This window comes from Bradyrhizobium algeriense (assembly GCF_003062295.1).
Lineage (GTDB): Bacteria > Pseudomonadota > Alphaproteobacteria > Rhizobiales > Xanthobacteraceae > Bradyrhizobium > Bradyrhizobium algeriense.
Genome location: NZ_PYCN01000002.1, coordinates 49,374 through 71,748, shown reverse-complemented (window position 1 = coordinate 71,748; position 22,375 = coordinate 49,374). Strand labels below are relative to the sequence as shown.

Here is a 22,375-nt window from a genome sequence, read left to right as displayed (position 1 = left end):
AGGAAACCGGAAATGACCGTTGTCGCGACCATCGAGCAGCTCGAGGCCATCTACGGCTTTCCCAACGATGCCTCGACGGTCAAGGTCGCGGACAGGGTCACGCCGGCCTATCGGGTGTTGATGGACAAGTCGCCGTTCGCGGCGCTGGCGACCTGCGGGCCGGAGGGGCTGGACTGCTCGCCGCGCGGCGACCTGCCGGGCTTCGTTCGCGTCCACGACGAGAAGACGCTGATGATGCCGGACCGCCGCGGCAACAATCGCTGCGATTCGCTGCGCAATATCGTGCGCGATCCGAGGGTCGCGCTCCTGTTTCTCATCCCCGGCTCCGGCAGCACGCTGCGCATCAACGGCCGCGCGCATGTCTCGGCCAATCCGGAACTGCTCGCGTCATTCAAGATGGAGGGCAAGGCGCCGCGCACCGTCATCGTCATGACGGTGGAGGAGGTTTACTTCCAGTGCGCGCGCGCCATCGTGCGCTCAGATCTCTGGAATCCCGACAAGCGCGTCGATCCCCGGAGCCTGCCGACGCCCGGCCAGATCCTTGCCGAGATGAGCGACAACACCGTCGGTGGCGAGAAATACGATCGGGAATGGCCGGAGCGCGCGCGGCAGACCATGTGGTGATGCGCTGTCAGGCGTAGCGGATCACCTTTTCCGCGCATTTGAGAAAATTCCTCACCAGCGGATTGAGAGAATCCCTCCGCCAGCAGACCGCGACGTCGATGGCATCGTCGGCGTCGAGGAAGGGCCTGAACACGACGCCGGTCGGGCATCCGAGCTGGGCGCAGGCGGGAAGGATCGCCATGCCCTCGCCGGCAAGGACGAGGCTGAGCGCCGAGTGGACCGTCTCGACCCGGTTTGCGACCGGCATGCTGACCTGATGCCGCCGCAGCAGCGACGTGACAACGGAGGTCGACGGATCCTCGGCAGCCCCGGGCAAGCTTATCAGCGGGCGGCCCTGCAGCTTTCTCACCGGCACGGCCGCTGAGCGCGCCAGCTGCGAGCCGGCCGGCATGGCCAGCATTAATCGTTGCTTTCCGATCGTGGAAATCTCGATCTCGCTGTGGCGAATGGCGGGCATGCACAGCGCGACAGTCACGCTGTGATCCAGCACCCGTGCCTCACGCGTCGATGCGCTCAGTTCGATGAACTCCAGATCGACCTTTGGAAGGGACCGTCGAAGTTCCGGAACGAGCCTCGGCAACACGGCGTGGGCCAACGCGAACATGTAACCGACCGACAATCTTCCCCGGCGCCCCGCCGCCACCGCGCGGGCTGCCTCGAAGCCTTCAGCCGTTAGCGCCAGCGCTTCACGCGCGCGGGACAGCAAAGCGCGACCGGCCGCCGTCAGCTCCATCCCCCGCGTGCCGCGGCGAAACAGCGGCGTTCCTACTTCCGATTCCAGTTTGCGGATCTGGACCGACAGTGGCGGCTGCGCCATGCGCAGACGGACGGCCGCCCGGCCAACGCTGCGTTCTTCTGCGACGGCAACGAAATACCGGAGACGCCGGAGATCCATTTTTGCCATACCAAAATCGTATGGGTTAGTTGTGCGATGGTATTGGACCTGAAGTCAATGTGAATGTCATCCTTGCGTCATTCGACCCCAAAGGACTTTAGCGCGATGAGCGATGAACTGTGCTTCCTGCCTGCGACCGAACTCCGCGCGCGGATCGTCCGCAGGGATGTTTCACCGGTCGAAATTACGCGGGCCGTTCTTGCGCGCGCCGAGCGGATGCAGCCCGAGTTGAACTGCTTCATCACGCTGTGTGGGGATGAAGCCATGGCCGAGGCGAGGAACGCAGAGCGCGAGGTCGCGGCCGGGGGGCGGCTCGGCCTTCTTCATGGCATTCCGTTCACCGTGAAAGATCTGGTCAACACCAAGGGAGTGCGAACGACCTTCGGTGCGGTCCCCTACAAGGACAACGTGCCTGACCATGACGCGGTCGCCGTGGCGCGAATGCGGGCAGAGGGTGCCATTCTCGTGGGCAAGACCACGACGCCGGAGTTCGGCACCAAGTGCCTGACGGATTCGCCGTTGTTCGGCCGCACGCGCAATGCCTGGAGCGGCGCGCGCTCGAGCGGTGGTTCAAGCGGGGGAGCGGCGGTCGCGGTTGCCAGCGGCATCGCGCCGCTTGCCATCGCGACGGATGGCGGCGGCTCGACGCGGATTCCGGCGGCCTGCAACGGCGTCGTCGGGCTGAAGCAAAGCAACGGCGTTATTCCGCACAGCCAGGTGCAGGACGCGTTCGGCAACCAGACCTATGTGACGCCTACGACGCGCACCGTCGCAGACACCGCCCTGATGATGCAGGCGATGTCGGGAGAAGACGCTTCCGATCCGTGGTCGATCGGATTGCCGCCGTGGAATTTTGTCGAGGGATCGGCGCCAAACGGCGATCTGCGCGGGCGCAAGATTGCATTCTGCCTCGCGCCGCTCGGCCGGCCGGTTGCGGCCGATGTCGTCGCTGCATTCAAGGTCGCGCTTGCCAGGCTGGAGGCCCTCGGGGCCGAGGTCGAGGAAATGTCCGCCGACGGATTTGAGGTGGAGCCGATCTGGCGCGCCATCAATCACACCGCGTGGCGCGCGCGGTTCGAGAAGCTTGCGGCCGACCATGGCGACGTGCTGAGCGAGACTTTCATGAAGCAACTGGCGCTGGCCACGAAGGTCAGCGGTGTTGACTATCAGCGGGCGATGTTTGACCGTACGGCTCTGTTTCGGCGGGTTCAGACATTGTTGCAAAGGGTCGACATTCTCGCGATGCCAACCATCACCCGAACCGCGCTTCCGATCGACCAGGACCTGTTCGGCACGATCGAAATCGACGGCCGGGTCTTCAGCGACGTGCGGCCGAGCTGGTTTCCCTGGACGATGCCGTTCAACATGACCGGTCATCCCGCCGTCAGTCTGCCCTGCGGCTTTGATGCGGACGGCCTGCCGATCGGCATCCAGTTGGTCGGGCAATTCCGTGGAGACGTCGAATTGCTGCGCGTCAGCGCGCTGTTTGAGGCCTCGCAAGATATTCTCGGCCGGTGGCCGAATCTAGCCGGCTAAACGAAAATGCGGCTGCCACCACACTTGATCGCTAACAAGGGATTGGCCGCTAACAAGGGAATCGGGACTTGAGCGTCTTCATTTTCCGCCGCTTTCTGACGCTGATAGCGACGCTGGTCGGCGCGTCGCTGATTATCTTTCTGGTTCTGGATGCCTTGCCCGGCAACGCCGCGCAGATGCTGATGGGCGCAGATGCTTCGCCCGATGCCGTCCGGGCGCTGACGGTCAAGCTCGGGCTGGATCAACCGTTGCACTATCGGTATGTCCATTGGATCGCGGGGATGCTGACGGGCGATCTCGGCAACAGCTATGCCTATGGCACGCCTGTTGCAGGATTGATCGCCGAGCGTCTCACGCTGACAATTCCATTGGCGATCATGTCCATGTCCATGACGGTTGTGCTGGCCCTGTCCGCCGGCATCTATACGGCGGCAAATCACAACAAGCTCGGCGATGTGGGCGTGATGTCACTGACGCAGTTCGGCATAGCGCTTCCCAACTTCTGGTTCGCCATCCTGCTTATCCTGTTGTTCGCGGTGAAGCTGCAATGGCTTTCGGCCGGCGGATTTGCGGGCTGGGACGAAAGCATCATTGCCGGGATCAAGTCGCTGCTGTTGCCTGCGATCTCGTTATCGGTGGTGCAGGCGGCGATCCTCGCTCGCGTCACGCGCTCCGCGGTGCTCGAGGTGCTGCGCGAGGATTTTGTGCGCACCGCGCGCGCCAAGGGCTTGAGCAGGCGCGACGTATTGTGGCGGCACGTGCTGCGCAATGCGATGATCCCTGTCATGACGGTGATGGGCCTGCAATTCGCCAACCTGCTGGCGGGCACGATCGTGATCGAGAACGTGTTCTATCTGCCGGGTCTCGGCCGGCTGATCTTCCAGTCGATCGCCAATCGCGACCTGATCGTGGTGCGCAACTGCGTGATGCTGCTGGCGGCCGTGGTCGTCATCGTGAACTTCGTGGTCGATGTGCTCTATGCCTTCATCGATCCGCGCATCAAGGTACATAACCTATGAGCACCCCGCTGGGCGCCTCAGTCGAGGTTGCGGCCACCACCGCGCGTCCGCGGCTCGCGAACGGGTTCTGGCGCCGCGCGCTGCGCCATCGCAGCTTCGTTGCGGGCGGCACGCTCAGCCTGATGGTGCTCTGCGCCGCCTTGCTGTCGCTGGTCTGGACGCCGTGGTCGGCCTATGAAATCGACGTGGCCGCCAAGCTGCGGCCACCGTCGGCGGCGCACTGGCTCGGCACCGATGTGCTTGGCCGCGATATCGTCTCGCTGCTGCTGGTCGGCGCCCGCTCCACCATCATGGTCGGCATAATCGCCGTCGGGATCGGCCTCACCTTCGGGGTGTGCCTCGGGCTGATCGCCGCCGCGCGCAAGGGCTGGACCGAAGAGCTCATCATGCGGATGAGCGATTTCACCTTCGCGTTTCCGGCGGTGCTCTCGGCCATCATGCTGGCAGCCGTCGCCGGCCCGGGCATGGTGACCTCGATCATCGCCATCGGCATCTTCCAGATTCCAACCCTGGTCCGGCTGACCCGTGGATCGGCCAATGCGATCTGGGCGCGGGAGTTCGTGCTGGCGGCGCGCGCCTCCGGCAAGGGTGGCTTCCGCATCACTATCGAGCACGTGCTGCCGAACGTCCTGCCGATCCTGATCGTGCAGGGGACGATCCAGTTCGCACTCGCGATCCTGGCCGAAGCGGCGCTGTCCTATCTCGGGCTCGGCACGCAGCCGCCGCAGCCGTCCTGGGGCCGCATGCTGAACGACGCGCAGACACTGCTGTTCCAGTCACCGATGCTCGCGGTCTATCCGGGCGCTGCGATCGCCGTCGCCGTGCTTGGTCTCAATCTGCTCGGCGACGGATTGCGCGATCTGCTCGATCCCCGGCTGGCGCGGGAGCGTTGAACATGAGCGGGTCCGCCAACGCACCTCTGATCGAAGTCCGGGATCTCGGCGTCCGGCTCAACACCAGCCGCGGGCCCGCGCAGGCCGTTCGTGGCGTCAGCTTCGCGCTGAAGCGTGGCGAGACCCTGGGCCTCGTCGGCGAATCCGGCTGCGGCAAGTCCGTCACCGCGCTCGCGCTAATGGGCCTGCTGCCCGACAGCGCCGTCGTCAGCGGCAGCATCCGGCTCGATGGCAGCGAGCTGGTGGGCCTGTCGGATACGAATTACTGCAAGCTGCGCGGCAATCGCATCAGCATGATCTTCCAGGAGCCGATGACCGCGCTCAATCCGATGCACACGATCGGCCGTCAGGTGGCCGAGCCGTTGCGGCGCCACACCAATTGCTCGGCGGCAGAGGCCCGCAAGGAAGCCATCGCCTTGCTCGATCGTGTCGGGCTTCCCGATGCGGCGAAACGCGTCGATGCCTATCCGCACCAGTTCTCCGGCGGCCAGCGGCAGCGCGTCACTATTGCCATGGCGCTGGCCTGCCAGCCCGACGTGCTGATCGCCGATGAGCCGACCACCGCGCTCGACGTCACCATCCAGGGACAGATCCTCGACCTGATCGCAGACCTCGTTGCCGAGCGCGGCATGTCGATGGTTCTGATCTCGCACGATCTTGGCGTCATCGCCGAGAATGTGCAGCGTATGATGGTGATGTATGGCGGCACTGTCGTTGAGAGCGGCGCGACGAATGCCGTGTTCACGCGCATGGGGCATCCCTATACGCAGGGCCTGTTTCGCGCTCGCCCGCGCCTCGGTGCGCGGAAGGGGACCCGGCTGCAGACCATCGCCGGCACCGTGCCCGAACTTGCCGATCTGCCCTCGGGATGCACCTTTGCGGACCGTTGCGCGATCGTCGAAGACCGTTGCCGCGTGGCGTTGCCGGCCGCGGTGGACGTCGGCGCCGGCCACGGCGTGCGCTGCCTCAGGACGGATGTTTCGATGGCTGAGGCGGCCGGAGTTTTGAGTGCATGACCATGCTGGACCAGGCGTCACCATCCGCCGAACTGCCGCTGCTCGAGGTCAAGGATCTGGCCCAGCGCTACACACTGCCGCGCGAAAGCGTGTTCAAGCCGGCCGGGCAGGTGCATGCGCTCAACGGCGTCACCGCGCAGGTGATGGCGGGCCGAAGCCTCGGCGTGGTTGGCGAGTCCGGATCGGGCAAGTCGACCTTCGCGAGGCTGGTGATGGCGCTGGAACAGCCGTCGTCGGGATCGGTGTCGCTGATGGGCCGTGACCTGCACCGGATGCCGGCTGCCGAGTTGCGCCGCGCCCGGCGTGATTTCCAGATGGTATTTCAGGATCCCTATGGCTCGCTGGACCCACGACAGACCATTGCGCGTATCGTCGCGGAGCCTTTGACCGCGCTCGGGCGCATGGATCGCGCCGCGCTGCGTCAGCGCGTTGCCGGCGTGCTGCGCCAGGTCGGCCTGCGCGACGCCGACATGGACAAGTTCCCGCATGAATTTTCCGGCGGCCAGCGCCAGCGCATCGCGATCGCGCGTGCGCTGATCACCCAGCCAAAACTGATTGTCGCCGACGAGCCGGTCAGCGCACTCGATGTCTCCGTGCAGGCGCAGGTGCTCAATCTCCTGCAAGACCTGCAGGATGAGTTTGGATTGAGCTACATCCTGATCAGCCACGATCTGGCGGTGGTGGATTATCTCTGCGACGAGATCGCGGTGATGTATCTCGGCCGGATCGTCGAGCAGGGCCGGCCGGAAGATCTGTTCGCGCACTGCGCCCACCCCTATACGCGCGCGCTGCTTGAGGCCGTGCCGCGGGCCCGCGCCGGTGGGGTACGCCGCCGCCGCGGCGCCCAGTCGATTGCCTCCCAGTCGACCGGCGCGACAGGATGCGCCTACGCATCGCGCTGTCCACTGGCCGACCAGCATTGCCGCGACACCGCACCGGCGCTGCGCAATTTCGGCATGGCGCACCTTGCAGCGTGCCATCACGCTGAGGCCGTGATGGCATTGCCTCCGGTGTCGTCGGAGGAGAGTTAGTCTTTTGTGCGGGACTGGCTTAGGCTGGTCACGCGATATCTCAGGGGAGCAAGCGAATGTTTAGGAAGCTAGCCGTTTTTGCACTTATCGCCGCGTTCGCCGCAACGCCGCTGCCGAGCCTGGCGCAGGGCAAGAAGGACAGCGTCGTCATGGGCATGGGGCTGGAGCCGCCGGGGCTCGATCCCACCAACGCGGCGGCGGCGGCGATTGCCGAGGTCACGCTCTATAACCTCTATGAGACGTTGACCAAGGTCAACGAGGACGGTTCGGTATCGCCGTTGCTCGCCGAGAGCTGGCAGGCGTCGGCCGACCTGAAGACCTATACGTTCAAGCTCCGCAAGGGCGTCAAATTCCATAACGGCGAGCCGTTCGATTCCGCGGCGGTAAAGTTCTCCTATGATCGCAACGCGGTGCCGACCAGCACCAACAAGGACAAGAGCCTGTACCAGGCGTTTGAGCAGGTCACCGCGCCCGATGCGGAGACGATCGTGGTCGTGCTCAAATATTCCGAACCGAACCTGCCGTTCCTGCTCGGTCAGGCGGGCGGCTCGATCGTCGAGCCGAAGAGCGCGCCGACCAACGCGACGCAGCCGGTCGGCACCGGACCCTATACGCTCGGCGCCTGGGCCAAGGGATCGTCGATCACCCTGAACAAATGGCCGGATTATCGCAACGCCGCCGCGATCAAGCTTTCCAAGGTGACCATCCGCTTCATCAGCGATCCCTCCGCGCAGGTCGCGGCGCTGCTGTCGGGCGACATCGACGCATTTCCGCGCGCCGCAGTGGCGCGCAGCGTGGCGCAGTTCAAGGCCGATCCGCGCTTCAACGTGTTGATCGGCGGCTCCAGGGCCAAGACCATCGTCGGCATCAACGAACGGAAGAAGCCGCTCGACGATGTGCGGGTTCGCCGCGCCATTCTCGCTGCCATCGATCGCAAGGCGATGATCGACGGCGCCGTCGATGGCTTTGGCGCGCCGATCGGCAGCTTCTACACGCCGGGATCGCTGGGCTATGTCGACACGACAGGCATCAATCCCTACGATCCCGAAAAGGCCAAGAAGCTGCTGGCGGAAGCGGGCGTGAAGACGCCGCTGGAGCTCAGCCTCAAGCTGCCGCCGCCGCCTTACGCGCGGCAGGGCGGCGAAGTCCTCGCAGCCCAGCTCGCCAAGGTCGGCATCATTGCCAAGATCGAGAACGTCGAATGGGCGCAGTGGCTGTCGCAGGTGTTTGCCGGCAACGGTCCGCACAATTTCGATCTCACCATCGTCTCGCATGTCGAGCCGTTCGATCTCGTGAAGATAACCGAGTCCGACTATTATCTCGGTTATAACAACGAGGCTTTCAACGCGCTCTACCAGCAGATCAGGGCAACACCGGCCGAGGCCGAGCGCGCCAAACTGCTCGGCGACGCACAGCGCATGCTGGCGACCGACGCGGTCGCCGGCTTCCTGTTCCAGCCGCAATGGATCACTATCGCGAACAAGAAGCTGAAGGGCGTGTGGAAGGAAGTCCCGCAATTCGAGAACGACTTATCCGCCTGGTCCTGGGATTAGCCGCCTGGGATTAACCGCGGCGGGCACGAGCCCGCCGCTGCTTTGGCTTCCATCGCACGGCTGAACCGTGGCACTGCTTGAGTTCAGTCGGTCGGTGTCGTCGTGTCGCGGACAGCGCGACGGCGCTGGATCACATTGCGCAGCCGTGGCGTTGCACCGTCGTCGCCGATCATCCCGACGGAACATGCGGGCAGGTGCTCGATCGTGGTCTGCTCCCGCGCTTGTCGATCGGCACGTTGCAATTGTCGATCCGTTGCTCGTCCATCCACTTCTTGCCCATGCGCTCTTTTCCGGTCAGTGACGGCCCGTTGGCGGGATCAGCGGTCTCGGCCTTTGGTGCGGTTTGGTCAGGCTGCCTGTCCTGCGCAAAGGCCCCCGACGCAAAGCACACCGCGAAAAGAAAACTGATCAACCCTCTGTGAATCGGTTCCATCGGCTGTCCTCACCAAAAACCCGGACGTCAGATTAAACATGCCGAGATTCGCGTAGCCACCCGGAACCTGCAGGCAGCGGGTCGGTTGCCTCTCATCATGTCGTGCGTACTTCACGAGAGCAGGAGTGAGACAGATGAAAATGAAACAGCTCATGATTGCTGGTTGCTCCGTCCTGGTTTTGAGCACCGGCGCAGCATTGGCTGGTCCCTGTGATACGAGCCGTGCCGCCAACTTGAAGGATGCAGGCTCCGGACCGGCCAAGATGGGTGACAGCCAGACGACGGGTATGGCCAGCAGCACCGATCGACATCCACCGACCGAAACGATGAATCAAAAGACCGGAGACGTTGCGGCGTCTTCGCAGGATACGCAGCGGCAGATGCAGGGCGAACCAACGGCGGCACAGCAGGCCGAAGGCGCCAAAGCGGACAGCAAGACGGCAGACGCAGACAAGGATTGCTGAGGGCGTGTAGCCGAGGCGGTGTCGGATTGTCGGCGCTTCGGCCGGCTCTCCGACACCCCCCGAAGTGTCCGACTGCAACAGACAGTTTTTGTCAGGCGAACCGAATTCGCCAATCGTGACCGGCGCGACGTATACGTCGATTCGTCGCTTTCGCTTGTTTGCCTTGTCCAAGAGCGAAGTGGCTTTGCCCAAGAGGGAAGTTTCCGGCGTCAGATGCGCCGGTATGCCGTCAATGTCTGATGTTCCGAGCTTGCGCTACGTTCGAGGTCAACCTAGTTTTGGTGCCGGCACGAATGTCGTGCCAGCACTGCTTGGGAGAAACCCTGATGAGTTGGAAAACTCCGAAGATTGTGGAAGTGCCGGTGGGCATGGAAATTAACATGTACGCCTGCGCGGCGCGTCAATAGGCGCGTCGAAACGGTCTGCCCGGCTCCGGCAACAGCTTGTTGCTGCGGGCCGGGCAAGCTGTACGATTCCAAGCTGTATGATCCCTGGAAGTTCTCCACTGCTTGCAGCAAGAGCAGGGCGCGGATCCTGCCAAAGTGGACAGGACCCCCTGTAGACGGCCACCGGAAGGCGATCCGGTCCTGATTCCTCTCTCCCACATGTTCGCATGGCTCGCCCATGGTCCCCGCACCATGCTAGGGTATGTTCTCGGCTGACGCCGCCGGAGTTACCCGTTTCAACCCCATGACCCGCTGAATGCGAATATCTACGCGTGCAAAGGCCTTCCAGGCGGCGGTCGTATCTCTTGCAGCGCTGCTGTCGGCCTGCGCCCACGCCGAGGGCATCGATACCGAGCATCTGTTCGGCTTCATGATCGGTACCGATGTCGGCAATGTCGGCGAACGGGAGTTTCAAAGCGAGACGACTGGCCGCTTCGGCAGGAACGGCGGGCGTTATCGGGCCGTCGGCCAAGAGTTCGAGCTTGAGTTTGTGCCGGTCCAGAATTTTCGAATCGAGATCGGGAGCGCGTTCGCGTCACATCTGATCAATGGCGTACCAGGTCTTGACGACCAGCGCCGGATGTCGTGGCAGGGCGGGTCCGTCGATTTGCGCTACCGCTTTCTCGATCGGGAAACGGCCCCATTCGGGCTCACTTTCGCGACGGAAGCGCATGCTCATCGGATTGATGAGACAACGGCAGAAAGGGTCCGGAGCTTCGGAACGGAATTCAGGCTGGCGTTCGACCGGGAGCTCGTGCCGAACCGCGTCGTCGCGGCGTTCAACCTGATCTACGAACCGGAGTGGACGCGGCTTGTCGGCAGTGGCGTGATGGAGCGGGAATCCACCGCAGGTGCGGCGCTTGGGCTAATGGCGCAGTTGCATCCCGGTTTCCTGTTGGGCGGTGAAGCGCGTTACCTGCGGAAATATGAGGGGATCGGCCTGGAGGAACTGGCAGGACAGGCGTTGTTTGTCGGTCCAACCGCCTATTTCCAATTGTCGAAACGCTCGCGGCTGACCGCAAGCTGGAGCGTTCAGGCGTGGGGGCGTCCGGCCGGGTCAATTGCCAGCCTTGATCTCGTCAATTTCGAACGCCATCAGGCGCGGCTGGTATTTGGCGTTAACTTTTAGGGTTGACGCGCGGCCGGGTTCCGACTTTTCACGGGGTAGTGAAACTTTACGCCGCCCCTTACCGTAGCTTTTGCGTTATCTATTCGGGAGCAATTCAAGGGATATCGAGCATGACCCCTATAGATTTGATCGTGACCGTCTGTGCGGTGCTCTCGCCGGCCACCTGCGAGGAAACCCATCTGGTGTTTTCTTCAGATGTTTCGTTGCGGCAATGTGCCATGGCCGCGCAGCCCTATATCGCCCAGTGGGTGGGCGAACATCCGAAATGGACCGCGGTCAAATGGCGTTGCGAATACCCCCGCAACAACCAAAAGGCTTCTGGAGAGGCCGTGTGGTCTCTCGGCTGAATATTCGCCCGGTCGTAGGCGGCTACTTGTTGCAGTCTTTCAAATCCTTGTCTGCGACCGAAAACACGGCGTCAGCCTTGATTTCAATGTCGCGAACGAAGCAGTGCTTTGCGCCGCGATAGCCGACCTTGGCGTCATAGCGTCCCGGCTGTACCCCCGTGATACGCAGGCGCTCGTCGTGATCAACTTCCTTGTCCTTGTCGTTCAGGGTCTGGTTGGGGCCCCAGTCGCTCTTTCCGGCCGGGGAAAGCTGAAACTCCGAAATAGTCGCGGTGGTCAGATTCCACAATCGGATGCCTTTTCCTTGCGCGGCCAGTTCATTGACGCTCGCTGACAACAGCGCCACCAAAGCCAGGATCCATCGCATCGGGCAGTCCTTCATCGCGGAATGTCTAGAGCAGTCATTGCTTTATCAGCCGGTCTCGATTTTTTGCTTTATCGAAGTTTTTCGCCCGGTCGAGGCCGATTGGGGCGATCAACCTGGCTGAATCGAGATCGGCACCATCGAAATCGGTATCGATGACGGTGATACCGGTCAAGTCGGCTCCCCCGAGCTGGGCTCCTTTGAGAGAAGCGCCCGTGAGGTCGCTACCCTCCAGCGCGGCAAATTCGAGATCGACGCGGGACAGGTCGGCGCCGCGCGCATTCAGCCGTTCCAGATTGGCGGATTTCAGTATTGCGCGCATCAGGCCCATCGACTGGTTACGCATGTCGGCGCCCAAATTCGCGCCCGCGATCGAGGCTCCGACGAGGCTGGCGCCGGTGAGATCGGCGGCGATGCGCGCGCCTGAGAGATCGGCGCCGTCGAGGCGGGCGCGAGGCATCTGCGAGGCGAACAGGTTTGCGCCCTTCAGGCTGGCACCGGTCAGGTCCGCCTCCAGCAGCCATGCCTGGTCGAGGATGGCACGGTCGAGCCTGGCGCCGGCGAGCTTTGTCTTGTTGAGCCGTGCCGCGCGGAAAATTGCGCCGGACAAATTGAGCCCGGAGAGGTCGAGGCCGGATAATCTCTTTCCCGTGAAATCGGCGGGCGCGGCGATGGTCGCCGCAGCGAGCGCTGCCTCGACCTCGGCGCGGGTCATTTCGGCAGAGACCATGTCGGGCGACGACAGGTCCACATGACGCATCATGTCCTGCGCCGTTGCCGTTATGGTCAGAAGCGCGAGACCGAGCGTTGCGGTTCCGATCGAGCGTTTCATCTCCAACCCCGTCGATGCTGCATGTTAGCACCGGTCTCTGGCAATGCCTATGAGGCATCCCGCTCGGCGGGAGCGCCGTTGATCCGCCGCATGACGTCCAACTTGATCGCGGCGATCTCGGCGTCGCCGCGCTTGCTGCGCGGTGTGCGGATAGGCAGCTCGGCGAGAATCCGAGCCGGTCGCGGCGAGAGCAGGAACAGGCGGTCGCCCAGACGAACCGCGTCGTCCACGTCATGGGTGACCAGCAGCGTTATCATGGAACGGCCGTCCATCAAGATGGCAATCTCATCGCGCAGACGGGCGGCGAGGGCGGCATCGAGCGAGGCCAGCGGTTCATCGAGAATGAGGAATTCCGGGTCGACGGCGAACGCACGGGCGAGCGCAACGCGCCGGGCCAGACCTAGCGATAGTTCGCCGGGAAAGTGATTACGATGCGCTTTCAGTTCGAGAGTTCCGAAGAGGGCTGAAAGCTTCGCTTCATCGGCCAGGGGCGCAGCAAGCCGCACATTTTCTTCGACCGACCGCCAGGGCAGCAGCCGTGGCTCCTGAAAGACGAAGCCTACTCGCGCGCCAGCGGGGCGCGAGACGCGCCCTTGAAAGTCGTGGTCGAGGCCGGCGAGAATCCTGAGCATCGTACTCTTGCCGCAGCCGGATGGACCGACAAGGACGCCTACCTCTCCGGCATCAAGCGCAAAGGCCACGCCGGCGATCACGTCGTGCTGCTCGCCCGCCGCGTTCTTGAACGTCTTGCTGGCGATATCGACCTCAAGCCGCACGGGGACGCCACCGGGATAACCGGGCCTCAAACGGCTGCACCAACACGGTTTCAATGAGGAGCACGACCACAGCGAAGCTCAGTGAATAGGCCAGCAATAGCGGAATGTCGAACAGCTGGAACGCCACGCCAATCTCGAAACCAACCCCGTTCGGACGTCCGAGTAACTCCGCAACAAGGACGATCTTCCAGACCAGGGAAAGCCCTGATCGTGCGGCGGCTGCAATGTAGGGCGACAGTTGCGGCAAAATAACGTGCCGGAATTTCTTCCAGCGCGACAACGCAAATACAGTCGCCATTTCGTCGAGCGCCGCATCGAGGGCGCGCGCCCCCTCGCGCAGTGTAACGACGGCGGTCGGGAGCTTGTTGATGGCGATTGCCGCAATTGCGGCGACTTCAGTCAATCCAGCCCAGATGTAGGCGAGCACGATGACCACGAGCGCTGGCAGATTGAGCAGCAGGATCAGCCAGGGGTCGCCCAGCCGGTCGGCAAGCCGTACCCGACCCATCAAATATCCAATCGCGGCGCCCAACGACATCGCCAGCGTGAAGGCGAGCGCAACGCGCGCCAATGTCACGCCGAGATGGAAGAACAAATTACCCGATCTTGCTTCCGCAATCATGACCGCGAGCACGGTGGGGGGAGGTGGCAGTTTCGCGTCACCGGCAAGCAGCGAGCCTATCCACCAGGTTGCGAGGAGCACGGCGAATGACAGCAGGCGCGGCACCTCAGCCTCCCGGAATCGCGTGATAGAATGTTCCGGAATCGAGTTCGGGCGCCGGTCCGACAAGTTCGCGGCCGCCGATCTCAGCCAGCACGCGGTAGAGAATGCGTGCGTCGGCTTCTTCGTCCGCGACCGGGCGGCGCGGAATTCCCTCCCGATAGCGATCGCGATAGGCGCGCAGCGTTGCGGCATCGGGAGCACCGGTCAGGGGCGCAATTTTCTCCCATTCCGCATCCGAGGTCGACAGGATCTCCTTTGCCGCGCGGGTCATGGCGATGAAGCGGGCAATCTTGTCCTGGTTTGCGTTCGCCCATTTTTCGTCGAAGACGTAGCCGATCATCGCGGTGCGGCCTTTGGCGCCGAGTTTCGGCAGCAGATCTTCAATGCCGGCGACCCGGCGGAAGCCCTTCGCTTCCAGCACGGCGCAGAAATTCCAGTAGTTTAAGGTCGCATCCATTTCTCCGCTGAGCGTCTTCGCAGCCAGCAGCGGTGGTGCGCCGTAGGCGATTGTCGCCTCCGACTTCAGGTCGATTCCCCCTTGCTTCAACCACGCCAGCAGCAGCAGCCAGCTCTTGTCGATCGGGCCACCGGCGACGGCGAGCTTGCGGCCCTTGAGATCGGCCAGGGTCTGGATCGGTGATGGGGCAGGCACCATCACGGCGCCGAGCGCGCTCGAATAAGGATAGAATGTCAGCTTGGCGCCAAGCCCGCGTTCGCGCGATACCCAAAGCCAGTCGGTGACCACAATGTCGGCGTTCCCGGCGCGAAGCGCGATCTTGCCCGCCTCGGGGCTCGCCAGTTCGAGAACCTGAACCGAAAGGTTGGCCTGCTTGTCGAGGCCGTGCGCGCGGATGACAGCGAGTTCCCAGGCGAATGTTCCGGTCTTCTGCACCGCAACGCGCAAAACCTCGGCGCTGCAGCGCGTGCCGAGCGAGACCGAAACAATCGTAGCGAGCAGCATGCGAACAAAAAACTTCATGGTGCCTTGAGCCGTTTCCTCGAACATCCGCTTTTCTGTGGGACAGTCATAGCATAGCTTCCACAATTACCAGCGGGAGGAAGACGATGACGCTTGTCGGATTGGTACGACCTATTGTCGCCGTGTCGACGGCGCTGTTGACGATGACAGCGGTCACGCGCGCCCAGGACTTCAACGATTATCCGACGTCGACGCGCGTCGAATACGCGTTTGGCTGTTTGAAAGCGAACGGCGAGAGCCGGCAGTCGATCGAGCAATGCTCCTGTTCGATCGACGTTATCGCTTCGCTCGTGCCCTATGATCGCTATGTCACGGCCGAAACCGTGCTCAGCCTGTCGCAGGTGCGGGGCGATATGGGCGGCCCGTTCCGCACGTCGGAGCAGGCGGCAAATGCGCTCAACGAGCTCAGGCGGGCCCAGGCCGAAGCGGAAGTGCGCTGTTTCTGAGCCGCTGCACGCGGGCCTGAGTCAAATCCCGGAATCATCGATCTTCCATTCGCGCTGGAAGACGTGTCCCTCGGTATCCTTGGCCTCGGCGCGTAAATGTTTCGCGCCATTCGACACGTAGGTGAACCTGATATTGGGATCTTCCGAAATCGAAATGCCGCCTTCCATCGTCAACACCAGGCTATCGTCCTGCCAAATCCGCAGTTCGTTGACGAAGAAGGCCGGGACATAGAGGTGCGTGACCTGGTCCATCTGCAGGCCGGAATTGTTGGGATGCCCGATCATGATCTGGGCTTCGCGCGCGCCGCTGACGGGGCCTTCGCCGGTTTTTGCGAACTGCCGGTAGCGCATCTGGCCGAGCCTGCCTTTGGCCTCATCGGCGTTCTTGGCGGCAGGCGCCGAGCAGCCGCCGGATGCCTTTACATAGGTCTTGGTCATGTACAGTTTGCCGTCGCTGAGTTCGGCCACCGCATGAACATCGGTGTAATTGTTGACGCGAACACGGGTGGAGATCTCAGACACTTTGGCGTCCGGCCCGAGCTGGAATTTGGCCGCCATCGGCGCAGGGTTCTGGTCGATGACCAGCGTAATGCTCAGCACCTGCCTGCTGTCGCCGGGCGACAGCTTCGTTCGCAAGGTCACCGGGACGATAGCGGCGTCCTCGGCACGGGTGGGCATTTCGATGCCGATCACGTCGTTGCCGTCGTTCATCGGGCGGTTGTTGAAGATGTCCTGGACCAGGCCGGGCCAGGGGTCGTTTGCCTCGGCCGCAAGCGCCAGCGGCGCGCCAAACAGCAGCAGGCCAGCGACGCCGAACAGGCGGAAGAGAGATCCGGGCATGCACCACCTTCACAGGGATGAAAGCAACGAAAGGACAATATAGGGCAATGCGCCTGCTATTCCCATTCAATTTCCGAAAATGCTGCGGTTGCGTTGCGGGTGTTGAAGTCGTCGAATAATTCCCATCGGGATCGCTCGGAGCCCGCTGCGGTGCCTGCCGCCGCAATCGGCTCGCCGCGAGCGACGAGCCCGCGTATGTCTGCGGCCAGTGTTTGGAGATAGCGGCGCTCGTCGGCGAGGGCGGCCGGCCATCCGCTCACCGGGCCGTGACCGGGAACCACGCGTAGCGCGGGTAGGGCGCCGAGTTCGCCGAGTACGCCCAGCCAGCCGCGGATGCTGCCGTCCAGCACGGGCGTGTGGGCCAGAAACACCAGATCGCCCGCAAACAGGGTTCCGGATTTTTCATCGAGCACCGTGAGATCGCAATCGCTATGCGCAGCAGGCCACGCCCGCAGGACGAGAGTTCGTGCGCCAAGATCCAGATGCAGCGTGCCGCTGACGAGCAGCGTTGGCGGCACGATGCGTATCTCGTCGATCAGCTCGTCGCCCATGGTACGTCGAAATGCATCGAGATAGAATTGTCCGCGCGTGGCCAGGGCGCGTGGCAGGTTCGCGTGGCCGACAAAGGTCGTTTCGTTCTGCACGAAAGCGCCGTTGCCGAAAAAATGATCGGGGTGGCCATGCGTATTGATGACGTACCGGATCGGCTTGTCGGTCCGGGCACGAATAGCTGCCATCAATCGTCGTCCCTCGCGGACGCTGCCGCCGGTATCGATCACCGCGACTGCATCCTCTCCGACGACGAAACCGACATTGGCGATCGCACCGTCGTTCTCACGTGTCATCTGCGCGGTTCGGCCGTTGTGAACGAATACGCCATCCGCAATGGAGTTGACGGGCAACTCCTGTTGCTGCGCGCGCGAAGTTGTCATCGTAGCGAGCATCGCGAGCGCAGTCAGGATCCATGCGGCATGAGCCATATTTGGGCCTCGGCAATTCCATGTTTCATCGTAGCGACGTTTGCGTCGCAGCACAGGCGGCAAGTCCGCTACGGGGATTATTCCTGTTGCGCGCTCCAATTGACAAGCATAGCATTTTGCTCATCTGCGGCTTCAACGGAACTTGGTTCGTCGAGGTTGCCGATATTTTTCTGAAGCAACCATGGTGGACCGGAGTGCAGCAACTTTCGATGACATATGCCGGACAAAGGCGCTGGCTGGCGATCGCAATATTGGCGGTCCTCGCCATACTCGTCGGGCGCGACTGCGCGCGTGCGCAGATCAAGGAAACCGGCGATCTGTCGATCGAGCTCGTCGATCCCAAGGTGTTGCGCGTCTGCGCCGACCCGCACAATCTGCCGTTCTCCAACGACAAAGGCGAGGGATTTGAGAACAAGCTCGCCGAGCTGTTCGCCGAGAAGCTGAACAAGAAGCTGGACTACATGTACTTCCCGCAGGCGACCGGATTCGTCCGGATGACGCTTGGCGCCCATCGTTGCGACGTCATCATGGGCTTCCCGCAAGGCGACGACCTGGTCCAGGGTACCAATCCCTATTACCGCACCGCCTATGCACTGGTCGCCAAGAAGGGCAGCGGCCTCGAGGACGTTGCGACGCTGGAAGACGAGCGCCTGAAAGGCAAGCATATCGGCATCGTGGCCGGCACGCCGCCTGGCACGAACATGGCAGTCAACGGCCTGATGGCGAATGCCAAACCCTATCAGTTGATGGTCGATACGCGCATCGACTCGTCAGCGGAGGCCATGATCAGCGACCTGACGGCGGGCAAGATTGACGCCGGCATCCTGTGGGGACCGATGGCGGGCTTCCATGCGAAGAATGCGAACCCGCCGCTGCATGTCACGCCTCTGGTGAAGGAAAAGACCGGCCCACGATTGGCGTTTCGGATCGGCATGGGGGTGCGCGGGGCCGACCAGAACTGGAAGCGGCTGCTGAACCGCCTGATCCAGGAGAACCAGCCCGCCATCAACAAGGTATTGCTGGACTACGGCGTTCCCTTGCTTGACGAGAACGACCGACCGATCGGCGCGGAGACGGCAACGAAAGCGCCATGAAGGAAACGCTCGCAGGCCTGATCCTTGCGGCATTCGCCTTCATTGTCTCGACATCAGCGCAGGAAAAGCCTCCGGAGCCCGACGGGTACCGCATGGAGGATTACCGTGCGCCGGTTCCCGCGACCCTTGCCGGCGTGCGTGTTCTGACGACCGCGGAAGCCGAGGCGATCTGGCGAGCAAAGACGGGCGTGTTCATGGACGTGATGCCCCGCGCGCCGAAGCCGCAAAATCTTCCCCAAGGCACAGTCTGGCGCGACAAGCCGCGGTTCAACATTCCCGGCAGTATGTGGCTGCCGGACACGGGCTACGGAAAGCTCGCGGCGGCGACGGAAGACTATCTGCGGCGCGGCCTCGACCGGGCGACGGCGGGCAACACGACTGCGCTGGTCGTGGTTTACTGCCAGGCCGATTGCTGGATGTCGTGGAACGCGGCAAAGCGAATCCTGACATACGGCTACGCCAACGTTACGTGGTACCCCGAAGGAACGGATGGCTGGGAACGGGCCGGTCTGGCGCTGATGGAGGCGCAGCCGGAACCGCGGGCAGGCGAGGCGGCGCCGTCGGTGCGTTAGGGCGGGACACAAAATATCGAAAACAACCCCATGCAAAGTAGAGCAGGCGCCGGCTCGCGGGACTCAGGCCGCTTGCGTTAGGGGCACGAGATGGTCCGCCATCACGGCCCAATCTGGTCTCATCCTGCCGGCTACTATTCGATTTCCTGCTGAATCGTTCGTCCGAGCGCGAACAGCCGCTGGTCGATCGCCGTCGGCACCTCGCAGACGAATTTGATGACGCGCTGCCGGTCCTCGAAGATGCGCGTCTGCCAAACAAGCTGATTGCCGAGGTCGTCGATCTTGGCCTGGTCGGGCGGCGTTTCGCCCTGCAACGCATGCAAGGCAAGCGTGTCGCTGCGGATTTTCTCCGCCGCCTCGCGCTGCTTGCGGGTGACGCGCTCCAGCCCGTTCAGAACCTGGGAGCGTTGAGCATTGAGGGAGTCGAACAGGCCGGCAAACAGCAGCTTTCCGCTTCCGGTCTTGTCGGCCGCACCGTTCAGATATTCCGCAATCGCCTTCTGTGCTTCCTCGAGCGGGGTCCGCCGTGCCGCCAGCTTCGCGACCAGCGCGCTGACCTTGGCATCGTCCTTCCATTTGCCCGAGACGTCGTCGAGCGGCGGGCCTGCCCACACCGCGGCGAGAGAAATCTCCGGTACCTTGGCCTGGGTACACGGCCAGTCCGGATAGCGCGGATCGGCATGGGCGACGCCGATCGTCGCCGTAACGGCAAACCATGCTGCGATCGCGGTCTGATATTTCATGTCTCGCCTCCGGCCGGCCCGCGGCGGATCAGGCCGCGCGATGGATCGTAGGCGTAAATTGCGCCGACCATGAAGGCGATCGTGCAGCCGCCGACGACCGCGAGCGCGATCCAGTTCACTTGCCCATATAGCGCGAAACGTATCAGCTCCACGGCATGGGTGAACGGATTGAACAGGCAGACGTAGTAAAGCATCGGGCTGCTCTCCAGGATACGCCACAGCGGATAGAGCGCTGAAGAAGCGAAGAACATCGGAAAGATGACAAAGTTCATCACGCCCGCAAAATTCTCAAGCTGCTTGATGCCGGAGGAGATCAGCATCCCCAGCGCGCCGAGCATCAGGCCTGATAGCACCAGCGCCGGCAGCACCGTGAGATAGCCGGCCGGCGGCGGCGCGATATCCCAGAACCAGGCAATCAGCAGGAAGGCATACACCTGGAGCAGCGAGACCGCGGTTCCCGCCAGAAGCTTGCAAGACAGGAGAAACCATCGCGGCAGCGGGCTCACCAGCAAGGTGCGCATATTGCCCATCTCGCGGTCGTAGACCATGGAGAGCGAGGACTGCATGCCGTTGAAGAGCTGGATCATCGCCATCAGGCCGGGCGCGATGTAGACCTCGTACAGGATGTAGGTTTCGTATGGCGGGATGATGGAGAGGCCGAGCACCTGACGGAAGCCGGCGGCGAAGATGAACAGCCATACCAAAGGCCGCACCAGCGCCGAGATGAAGCGTTCGCGCTGATGCAGGAAGCGAAGCGCCTCGCGCCAAACGATGCCGTTGAGGCAGGTGAGATACTCGGCGAGCGAGAAGCCGCTCCTGATTGGCCCTATGGTTGCGGAAGTCATGATGCCGGGCTCCCGCTCTGCGCGGTGGAGCCGGTCAGCCGCATGAACGCCGTGTTGATATCGCTGCCGCCGGCATCGGCGATGACCTGCGCGACTTTGCCCTGGGCCAGTACCCGGCCCTGATGCAGGACAATGAGATCATCGTTCGAGCCGATCTCGTCGAACAGATGGGTTGCCCACAGCACGCTTATTCCCTGTTCGGTAACGAGCTGGCGGACGTGGTTGAGGATGTCGGCGCGGGCCTTGACGTCGAGGCCGACGGTTGCCTCGTCGAGCAGCAGCAGGCGCGGGCGGTGCAGCAGCGCGCGGGCGATTTCCAGTCGTCGCATCTGGCCGCCGGAGAGGTCGCGCACCTTGCTGCCGTCGCGGTCGGCGAGGCCGATGCGCGCCAGCACCTCGCGGCTACGTTCGCGGGCGTCGCGCCTGGCGATGCCGTGCAAGGCGGCGTGATAGAGCAGGTTCTGCGTCACCGAAAGGTCGAGATCGAGCGTGCGGGGCTGAAACACCACGCCGAGCAGCCGCAATGCTTCGCCGGGCGCTTGTGCGACGTCATGGCCGAAAATGCCGATATGTCCGCGCTGGATTCCGAACAGCCGCGTGATCAACGAGAACAGGGTGCTCTTGCCGGCGCCGTTCAGGCCGAGCAGCGCGGTGAAGCTTGCCGGTGCGACGGTGAAGCCAATGTCGATCAGCGCCTGCCGCGCGCCATAGGAATGGCTGACGTCGTCGATCGACAACGCAGGAATCTCCGCGGCGTCCAGCCGGGAAGGGATGTCCCGCTTATCGTGACCGGCGGAAAGTGCGTCAGTGGCCATCATGGCTGTGCAATCGTGATACCCCAGGGCAACTCGCCGACCTGGATCGTCTTGATGACTTTTTGCGCGGCAACGTCAATCACCGAGACGTCGTTCGACACGCCATTGGTAACCATCAGATATTTCTCGTCCGGGGTGAATGCCATGTGCCACACCCGCTGACCCACCAGCAGATACTTCGTGACCTTGTGGCTGGCGGCATCCACAACTGCGATGCGATTGGCAGGGCCGAGCGCGACGAAAGCGGTCTTGCCGTCTTTGGTCATGCCGATGCCGACCGGCTGGATGGCTTCGCTCCGCAGGCCTGGAATGTTGAAGGTGATCTTGTCCGTCACCACCCGCTTGACCGGATCGATGATCGAAACGGTGCCGCCGATCTCCGACGACACCCACACTTCGGAATTGTCACGCTTGAACTCGGCGAAGCGCGGGCGCGCATCGACCAAAACGTTGGCGACGATCTGGCGCGTCGTGGTGTCGATGAAATGCGCCATGTTGGTCGTTTCGGACGTATTGATCAGGATTTTACCGTCCGGACTGATCGCCATGCCCTCCGGCTCGACGCCGACCTGGATCTCGCCGAGACGGGCGCGCTTCTCGACGTCGATGATCGTCACTGTATTGTCGTTTTCGTTGGCGACGTAGAGCATCTTGCCGTCAGCATCGAGGGCGAACAGTTCTGGGTCCGGGCCGGAGGGCAGGGTATCGACGACCTCCTGCTTGGCAACGTCGATGACCTGAATGCTGTCGTCGTCGCCGACGGCCACGAAGACAAACTTTCCGTCCCTCGTGAACTCGATGCCGCGCGGCCGCTGGCCGACCTTGATGGTCTTGGTGACAGCCCAACTGTTTGTATCGATCACAGTTACGGTGTTGCTCTTCTCGTTCGACACATAGGCGATGAAAGCCGAGGCGGGGGCCGCCGTCGCGAGCAGGAAAGCCATTCCGGAAAGCAGGCAATGACGCCACATACGCAATC

The 22,375-nt window shown here is 62.9% G+C and carries 27 protein-coding genes; 14 read left to right on the top strand and 13 right to left on the bottom strand.

The window, feature by feature from the left end:
• Positions 1 to 12 precede the first annotated feature (12 nt).
• Positions 13 to 624 (top strand): pyridoxamine 5'-phosphate oxidase family protein, encoded by a 612-nt coding sequence (locus C7G61_RS04520; protein WP_108512908.1) that lies wholly within the window; start codon positions 13 to 15, stop codon positions 622 to 624.
• Positions 625 to 631: 7 nt separating this feature from the next.
• Here C7G61_RS04520 and C7G61_RS04515 read toward each other — a convergent pair whose 3' ends face one another.
• Entirely contained in the window at positions 632 to 1,519 is an 888-nt protein-coding gene (locus tag C7G61_RS04515; RefSeq protein WP_108513435.1) for a LysR family transcriptional regulator, read from the bottom strand.
• A gap of 105 nt (positions 1,520 to 1,624) precedes the next feature.
• On the opposite strand from C7G61_RS04515, the gene C7G61_RS04510 reads away from it, so the two are divergent.
• From C7G61_RS04510 to C7G61_RS04485, 6 genes are all read left to right on the top strand, one after another.
• The gene (locus tag C7G61_RS04510; protein ID WP_108512907.1) at positions 1,625 to 3,055 is read left to right on the top strand and encodes an amidase; all 1,431 of its coding nucleotides are present in this window, start codon (positions 1,625 to 1,627) and stop codon (positions 3,053 to 3,055) included.
• Between the two features lie 68 nt (positions 3,056 to 3,123).
• On the top strand, positions 3,124 to 4,074 hold the full coding sequence (locus C7G61_RS04505) for an ABC transporter permease (protein WP_108512906.1): 951 nt from the start codon (positions 3,124 to 3,126) through the stop codon (positions 4,072 to 4,074).
• The gene (locus C7G61_RS04500; RefSeq protein WP_108512905.1) at positions 4,071 to 4,967 is read left to right on the top strand and encodes an ABC transporter permease; all 897 of its coding nucleotides are present in this window, start codon (positions 4,071 to 4,073) and stop codon (positions 4,965 to 4,967) included. Before C7G61_RS04505 ends, C7G61_RS04500 begins: the two co-directional genes overlap by 4 nt.
• A gap of 2 nt (positions 4,968 to 4,969) precedes the next feature.
• Entirely contained in the window at positions 4,970 to 5,983 is a 1,014-nt protein-coding gene (locus C7G61_RS04495; protein WP_108512904.1) for an ABC transporter ATP-binding protein, read from the top strand.
• Positions 5,984 to 5,985: 2 nt separating this feature from the next.
• Complete coding sequence (locus C7G61_RS04490) at positions 5,986 to 7,014, top strand: ABC transporter ATP-binding protein (protein WP_108513434.1); 1,029 nt, start codon at positions 5,986 to 5,988, stop codon at positions 7,012 to 7,014.
• A gap of 56 nt (positions 7,015 to 7,070) precedes the next feature.
• Entirely contained in the window at positions 7,071 to 8,567 is a 1,497-nt protein-coding gene (locus C7G61_RS04485; RefSeq protein ID WP_108512903.1) for an ABC transporter substrate-binding protein, read from the top strand.
• A gap of 83 nt (positions 8,568 to 8,650) precedes the next feature.
• Here C7G61_RS04485 and C7G61_RS44455 read toward each other — a convergent pair whose 3' ends face one another.
• Positions 8,651 to 8,809, bottom strand: a complete 159-nt coding sequence (locus C7G61_RS44455; protein ID WP_190241660.1) for a hypothetical protein — start codon at positions 8,807 to 8,809, stop codon at positions 8,651 to 8,653.
• A gap of 325 nt (positions 8,810 to 9,134) precedes the next feature.
• On the opposite strand from C7G61_RS44455, the gene C7G61_RS04475 reads away from it, so the two are divergent.
• From C7G61_RS04475 to C7G61_RS04460, 4 genes are all read left to right on the top strand, one after another.
• Positions 9,135 to 9,464: a hypothetical protein gene (locus tag C7G61_RS04475; RefSeq protein WP_108512901.1), complete on the top strand. Its 330-nt coding sequence runs from the start codon at positions 9,135 to 9,137 to the stop codon at positions 9,462 to 9,464.
• A 326-nt stretch (positions 9,465 to 9,790) separates the two neighbouring features.
• On the top strand, positions 9,791 to 9,871 hold the full coding sequence (gene pqqA / locus C7G61_RS04470) for a pyrroloquinoline quinone precursor peptide PqqA (RefSeq protein ID WP_108512900.1): 81 nt from the start codon (positions 9,791 to 9,793) through the stop codon (positions 9,869 to 9,871).
• Between the two features lie 295 nt (positions 9,872 to 10,166).
• Positions 10,167 to 11,039 carry a hypothetical protein gene (locus C7G61_RS04465; RefSeq protein WP_108512899.1) on the top strand — a complete coding sequence of 291 codons (873 nt, stop codon included), beginning with the start codon at positions 10,167 to 10,169 and terminating at the stop codon, positions 11,037 to 11,039.
• A gap of 110 nt (positions 11,040 to 11,149) precedes the next feature.
• Positions 11,150 to 11,386 carry a hypothetical protein gene (locus C7G61_RS04460; RefSeq protein ID WP_108512898.1) on the top strand — a complete coding sequence of 79 codons (237 nt, stop codon included), beginning with the start codon at positions 11,150 to 11,152 and terminating at the stop codon, positions 11,384 to 11,386.
• Positions 11,387 to 11,408: 22 nt separating this feature from the next.
• Here C7G61_RS04460 and C7G61_RS04455 read toward each other — a convergent pair whose 3' ends face one another.
• From C7G61_RS04455 to C7G61_RS04435, 5 genes are read right to left on the bottom strand one after another with little or no spacing between them, the layout of a single operon-like run.
• Positions 11,409 to 11,753: a hypothetical protein gene (locus tag C7G61_RS04455; protein ID WP_108513433.1), complete on the bottom strand. Its 345-nt coding sequence runs from the start codon at positions 11,751 to 11,753 to the stop codon at positions 11,409 to 11,411.
• Positions 11,754 to 11,787: 34 nt separating this feature from the next.
• Entirely contained in the window at positions 11,788 to 12,582 is a 795-nt protein-coding gene (locus C7G61_RS04450; RefSeq protein WP_108512897.1) for a pentapeptide repeat-containing protein, read from the bottom strand.
• 47 nt (positions 12,583 to 12,629) lie between these two features.
• Positions 12,630 to 13,358, bottom strand: coding sequence for an ABC transporter ATP-binding protein (locus tag C7G61_RS04445; protein WP_108512896.1), 729 nt, complete (start codon positions 13,356 to 13,358; stop codon positions 12,630 to 12,632).
• Positions 13,348 to 14,085 (bottom strand): ABC transporter permease, encoded by a 738-nt coding sequence (locus C7G61_RS04440; protein ID WP_108512895.1) that lies wholly within the window; start codon positions 14,083 to 14,085, stop codon positions 13,348 to 13,350. Before C7G61_RS04440 ends, C7G61_RS04445 begins: the two co-directional genes overlap by 11 nt.
• A gap of 1 nt (position 14,086) precedes the next feature.
• Positions 14,087 to 15,043 carry an ABC transporter substrate-binding protein gene (locus tag C7G61_RS04435; protein ID WP_244608173.1) on the bottom strand — a complete coding sequence of 319 codons (957 nt, stop codon included), beginning with the start codon at positions 15,041 to 15,043 and terminating at the stop codon, positions 14,087 to 14,089.
• A gap of 104 nt (positions 15,044 to 15,147) precedes the next feature.
• Here C7G61_RS04435 and C7G61_RS04430 point away from each other — a divergent pair, with 104 nt between their 5' ends.
• Positions 15,148 to 15,507, top strand: a complete 360-nt coding sequence (locus C7G61_RS04430) for a hypothetical protein (RefSeq protein ID WP_108512894.1) — start codon at positions 15,148 to 15,150, stop codon at positions 15,505 to 15,507.
• Between the two features lie 21 nt (positions 15,508 to 15,528).
• Here the strand turns inward: C7G61_RS04430 and C7G61_RS04425 are convergent, their stop codons facing one another.
• Together C7G61_RS04425 and C7G61_RS04420 are read right to left on the bottom strand one after the other, a co-directional pair.
• Positions 15,529 to 16,347, bottom strand: coding sequence for a quinoprotein dehydrogenase-associated SoxYZ-like carrier (locus tag C7G61_RS04425; protein WP_108512893.1), 819 nt, complete (start codon positions 16,345 to 16,347; stop codon positions 15,529 to 15,531).
• Between the two features lie 56 nt (positions 16,348 to 16,403).
• Positions 16,404 to 17,327, bottom strand: coding sequence for a quinoprotein relay system zinc metallohydrolase 2 (locus C7G61_RS04420; protein WP_108512892.1), 924 nt, complete (start codon positions 17,325 to 17,327; stop codon positions 16,404 to 16,406).
• Between the two features lie 209 nt (positions 17,328 to 17,536).
• Here C7G61_RS04420 and C7G61_RS04415 point away from each other — a divergent pair, with 209 nt between their 5' ends.
• Both C7G61_RS04415 and C7G61_RS04410 read left to right on the top strand, forming a co-directional pair.
• Positions 17,537 to 18,421 carry a substrate-binding domain-containing protein gene (locus C7G61_RS04415; RefSeq protein ID WP_108513431.1) on the top strand — a complete coding sequence of 295 codons (885 nt, stop codon included), beginning with the start codon at positions 17,537 to 17,539 and terminating at the stop codon, positions 18,419 to 18,421.
• Positions 18,418 to 18,993, top strand: a complete 576-nt coding sequence (locus C7G61_RS04410; protein ID WP_108512891.1) for a PQQ-dependent catabolism-associated CXXCW motif protein — start codon at positions 18,418 to 18,420, stop codon at positions 18,991 to 18,993. The genes C7G61_RS04415 and C7G61_RS04410 overlap by 4 nt, the downstream gene beginning before the upstream one ends.
• Before the next feature lie 134 nt (positions 18,994 to 19,127).
• Here the strand turns inward: C7G61_RS04410 and C7G61_RS04405 are convergent, their stop codons facing one another.
• Genes C7G61_RS04405 through C7G61_RS04390 form a run of 4 tightly spaced genes read right to left on the bottom strand, consistent with a single transcriptional unit; the run spans position 19,128 to position 22,367 of the window.
• Positions 19,128 to 19,736, bottom strand: a complete 609-nt coding sequence (locus tag C7G61_RS04405) for a hypothetical protein (RefSeq protein WP_108512890.1) — start codon at positions 19,734 to 19,736, stop codon at positions 19,128 to 19,130.
• Positions 19,733 to 20,581, bottom strand: a complete 849-nt coding sequence (locus C7G61_RS04400; protein ID WP_108512889.1) for an ABC transporter permease — start codon at positions 20,579 to 20,581, stop codon at positions 19,733 to 19,735. Before C7G61_RS04400 ends, C7G61_RS04405 begins: the two co-directional genes overlap by 4 nt.
• Positions 20,578 to 21,399 carry an ABC transporter ATP-binding protein gene (locus tag C7G61_RS04395; RefSeq protein ID WP_420836734.1) on the bottom strand — a complete coding sequence of 274 codons (822 nt, stop codon included), beginning with the start codon at positions 21,397 to 21,399 and terminating at the stop codon, positions 20,578 to 20,580. The genes C7G61_RS04400 and C7G61_RS04395 overlap by 4 nt, the downstream gene beginning before the upstream one ends.
• Positions 21,396 to 22,367, bottom strand: coding sequence for a YVTN family beta-propeller repeat protein (locus C7G61_RS04390; RefSeq protein ID WP_244608172.1), 972 nt, complete (start codon positions 22,365 to 22,367; stop codon positions 21,396 to 21,398). Before C7G61_RS04390 ends, C7G61_RS04395 begins: the two co-directional genes overlap by 4 nt.
• Positions 22,368 to 22,375: the final 8 nt, after the last annotated feature.

Coding starts and splice junctions, on each gene's coding strand:
- C7G61_RS04520 (WP_108512908.1), top strand. CDS start 13: ATGACCGTTGTCGCGACCATCGAGCAGCTCGAGGCCATCTACGGCTTT.
- C7G61_RS04515 (WP_108513435.1), bottom strand. CDS start 1,519: ATGGATCTCCGGCGTCTCCGGTATTTCGTTGCCGTCGCAGAAGAACGC.
- C7G61_RS04510 (WP_108512907.1), top strand. CDS start 1,625: ATGAGCGATGAACTGTGCTTCCTGCCTGCGACCGAACTCCGCGCGCGG.
- C7G61_RS04500 (WP_108512905.1), top strand. CDS start 4,071: ATGAGCACCCCGCTGGGCGCCTCAGTCGAGGTTGCGGCCACCACCGCG.
- C7G61_RS04495 (WP_108512904.1), top strand. CDS start 4,970: ATGAGCGGGTCCGCCAACGCACCTCTGATCGAAGTCCGGGATCTCGGC.
- C7G61_RS04490 (WP_108513434.1), top strand. CDS start 5,986: ATGCTGGACCAGGCGTCACCATCCGCCGAACTGCCGCTGCTCGAGGTC.
- C7G61_RS04485 (WP_108512903.1), top strand. CDS start 7,071: ATGTTTAGGAAGCTAGCCGTTTTTGCACTTATCGCCGCGTTCGCCGCA.
- C7G61_RS04475 (WP_108512901.1), top strand. CDS start 9,135: ATGAAAATGAAACAGCTCATGATTGCTGGTTGCTCCGTCCTGGTTTTG.
- pqqA (WP_108512900.1), top strand. CDS start 9,791: ATGAGTTGGAAAACTCCGAAGATTGTGGAAGTGCCGGTGGGCATGGAA.
- C7G61_RS04465 (WP_108512899.1), top strand. CDS start 10,167: ATGCGAATATCTACGCGTGCAAAGGCCTTCCAGGCGGCGGTCGTATCT.
- C7G61_RS04460 (WP_108512898.1), top strand. CDS start 11,150: ATGACCCCTATAGATTTGATCGTGACCGTCTGTGCGGTGCTCTCGCCG.
- C7G61_RS04455 (WP_108513433.1), bottom strand. CDS start 11,753: ATGCGATGGATCCTGGCTTTGGTGGCGCTGTTGTCAGCGAGCGTCAAT.
- C7G61_RS04450 (WP_108512897.1), bottom strand. CDS start 12,582: ATGAAACGCTCGATCGGAACCGCAACGCTCGGTCTCGCGCTTCTGACC.
- C7G61_RS04435 (WP_244608173.1), bottom strand. CDS start 15,043: ATGCTGCTCGCTACGATTGTTTCGGTCTCGCTCGGCACGCGCTGCAGC.
- C7G61_RS04430 (WP_108512894.1), top strand. CDS start 15,148: ATGACGCTTGTCGGATTGGTACGACCTATTGTCGCCGTGTCGACGGCG.
- C7G61_RS04425 (WP_108512893.1), bottom strand. CDS start 16,347: ATGCCCGGATCTCTCTTCCGCCTGTTCGGCGTCGCTGGCCTGCTGCTG.
- C7G61_RS04420 (WP_108512892.1), bottom strand. CDS start 17,327: ATGGCTCATGCCGCATGGATCCTGACTGCGCTCGCGATGCTCGCTACG.
- C7G61_RS04415 (WP_108513431.1), top strand. CDS start 17,537: ATGACATATGCCGGACAAAGGCGCTGGCTGGCGATCGCAATATTGGCG.
- C7G61_RS04410 (WP_108512891.1), top strand. CDS start 18,418: ATGAAGGAAACGCTCGCAGGCCTGATCCTTGCGGCATTCGCCTTCATT.
- C7G61_RS04405 (WP_108512890.1), bottom strand. CDS start 19,736: ATGAAATATCAGACCGCGATCGCAGCATGGTTTGCCGTTACGGCGACG.
- C7G61_RS04400 (WP_108512889.1), bottom strand. CDS start 20,581: ATGACTTCCGCAACCATAGGGCCAATCAGGAGCGGCTTCTCGCTCGCC.
- C7G61_RS04395 (WP_420836734.1), bottom strand. CDS start 21,399: ATGATGGCCACTGACGCACTTTCCGCCGGTCACGATAAGCGGGACATC.
- C7G61_RS04390 (WP_244608172.1), bottom strand. CDS start 22,367: ATGTGGCGTCATTGCCTGCTTTCCGGAATGGCTTTCCTGCTCGCGACG.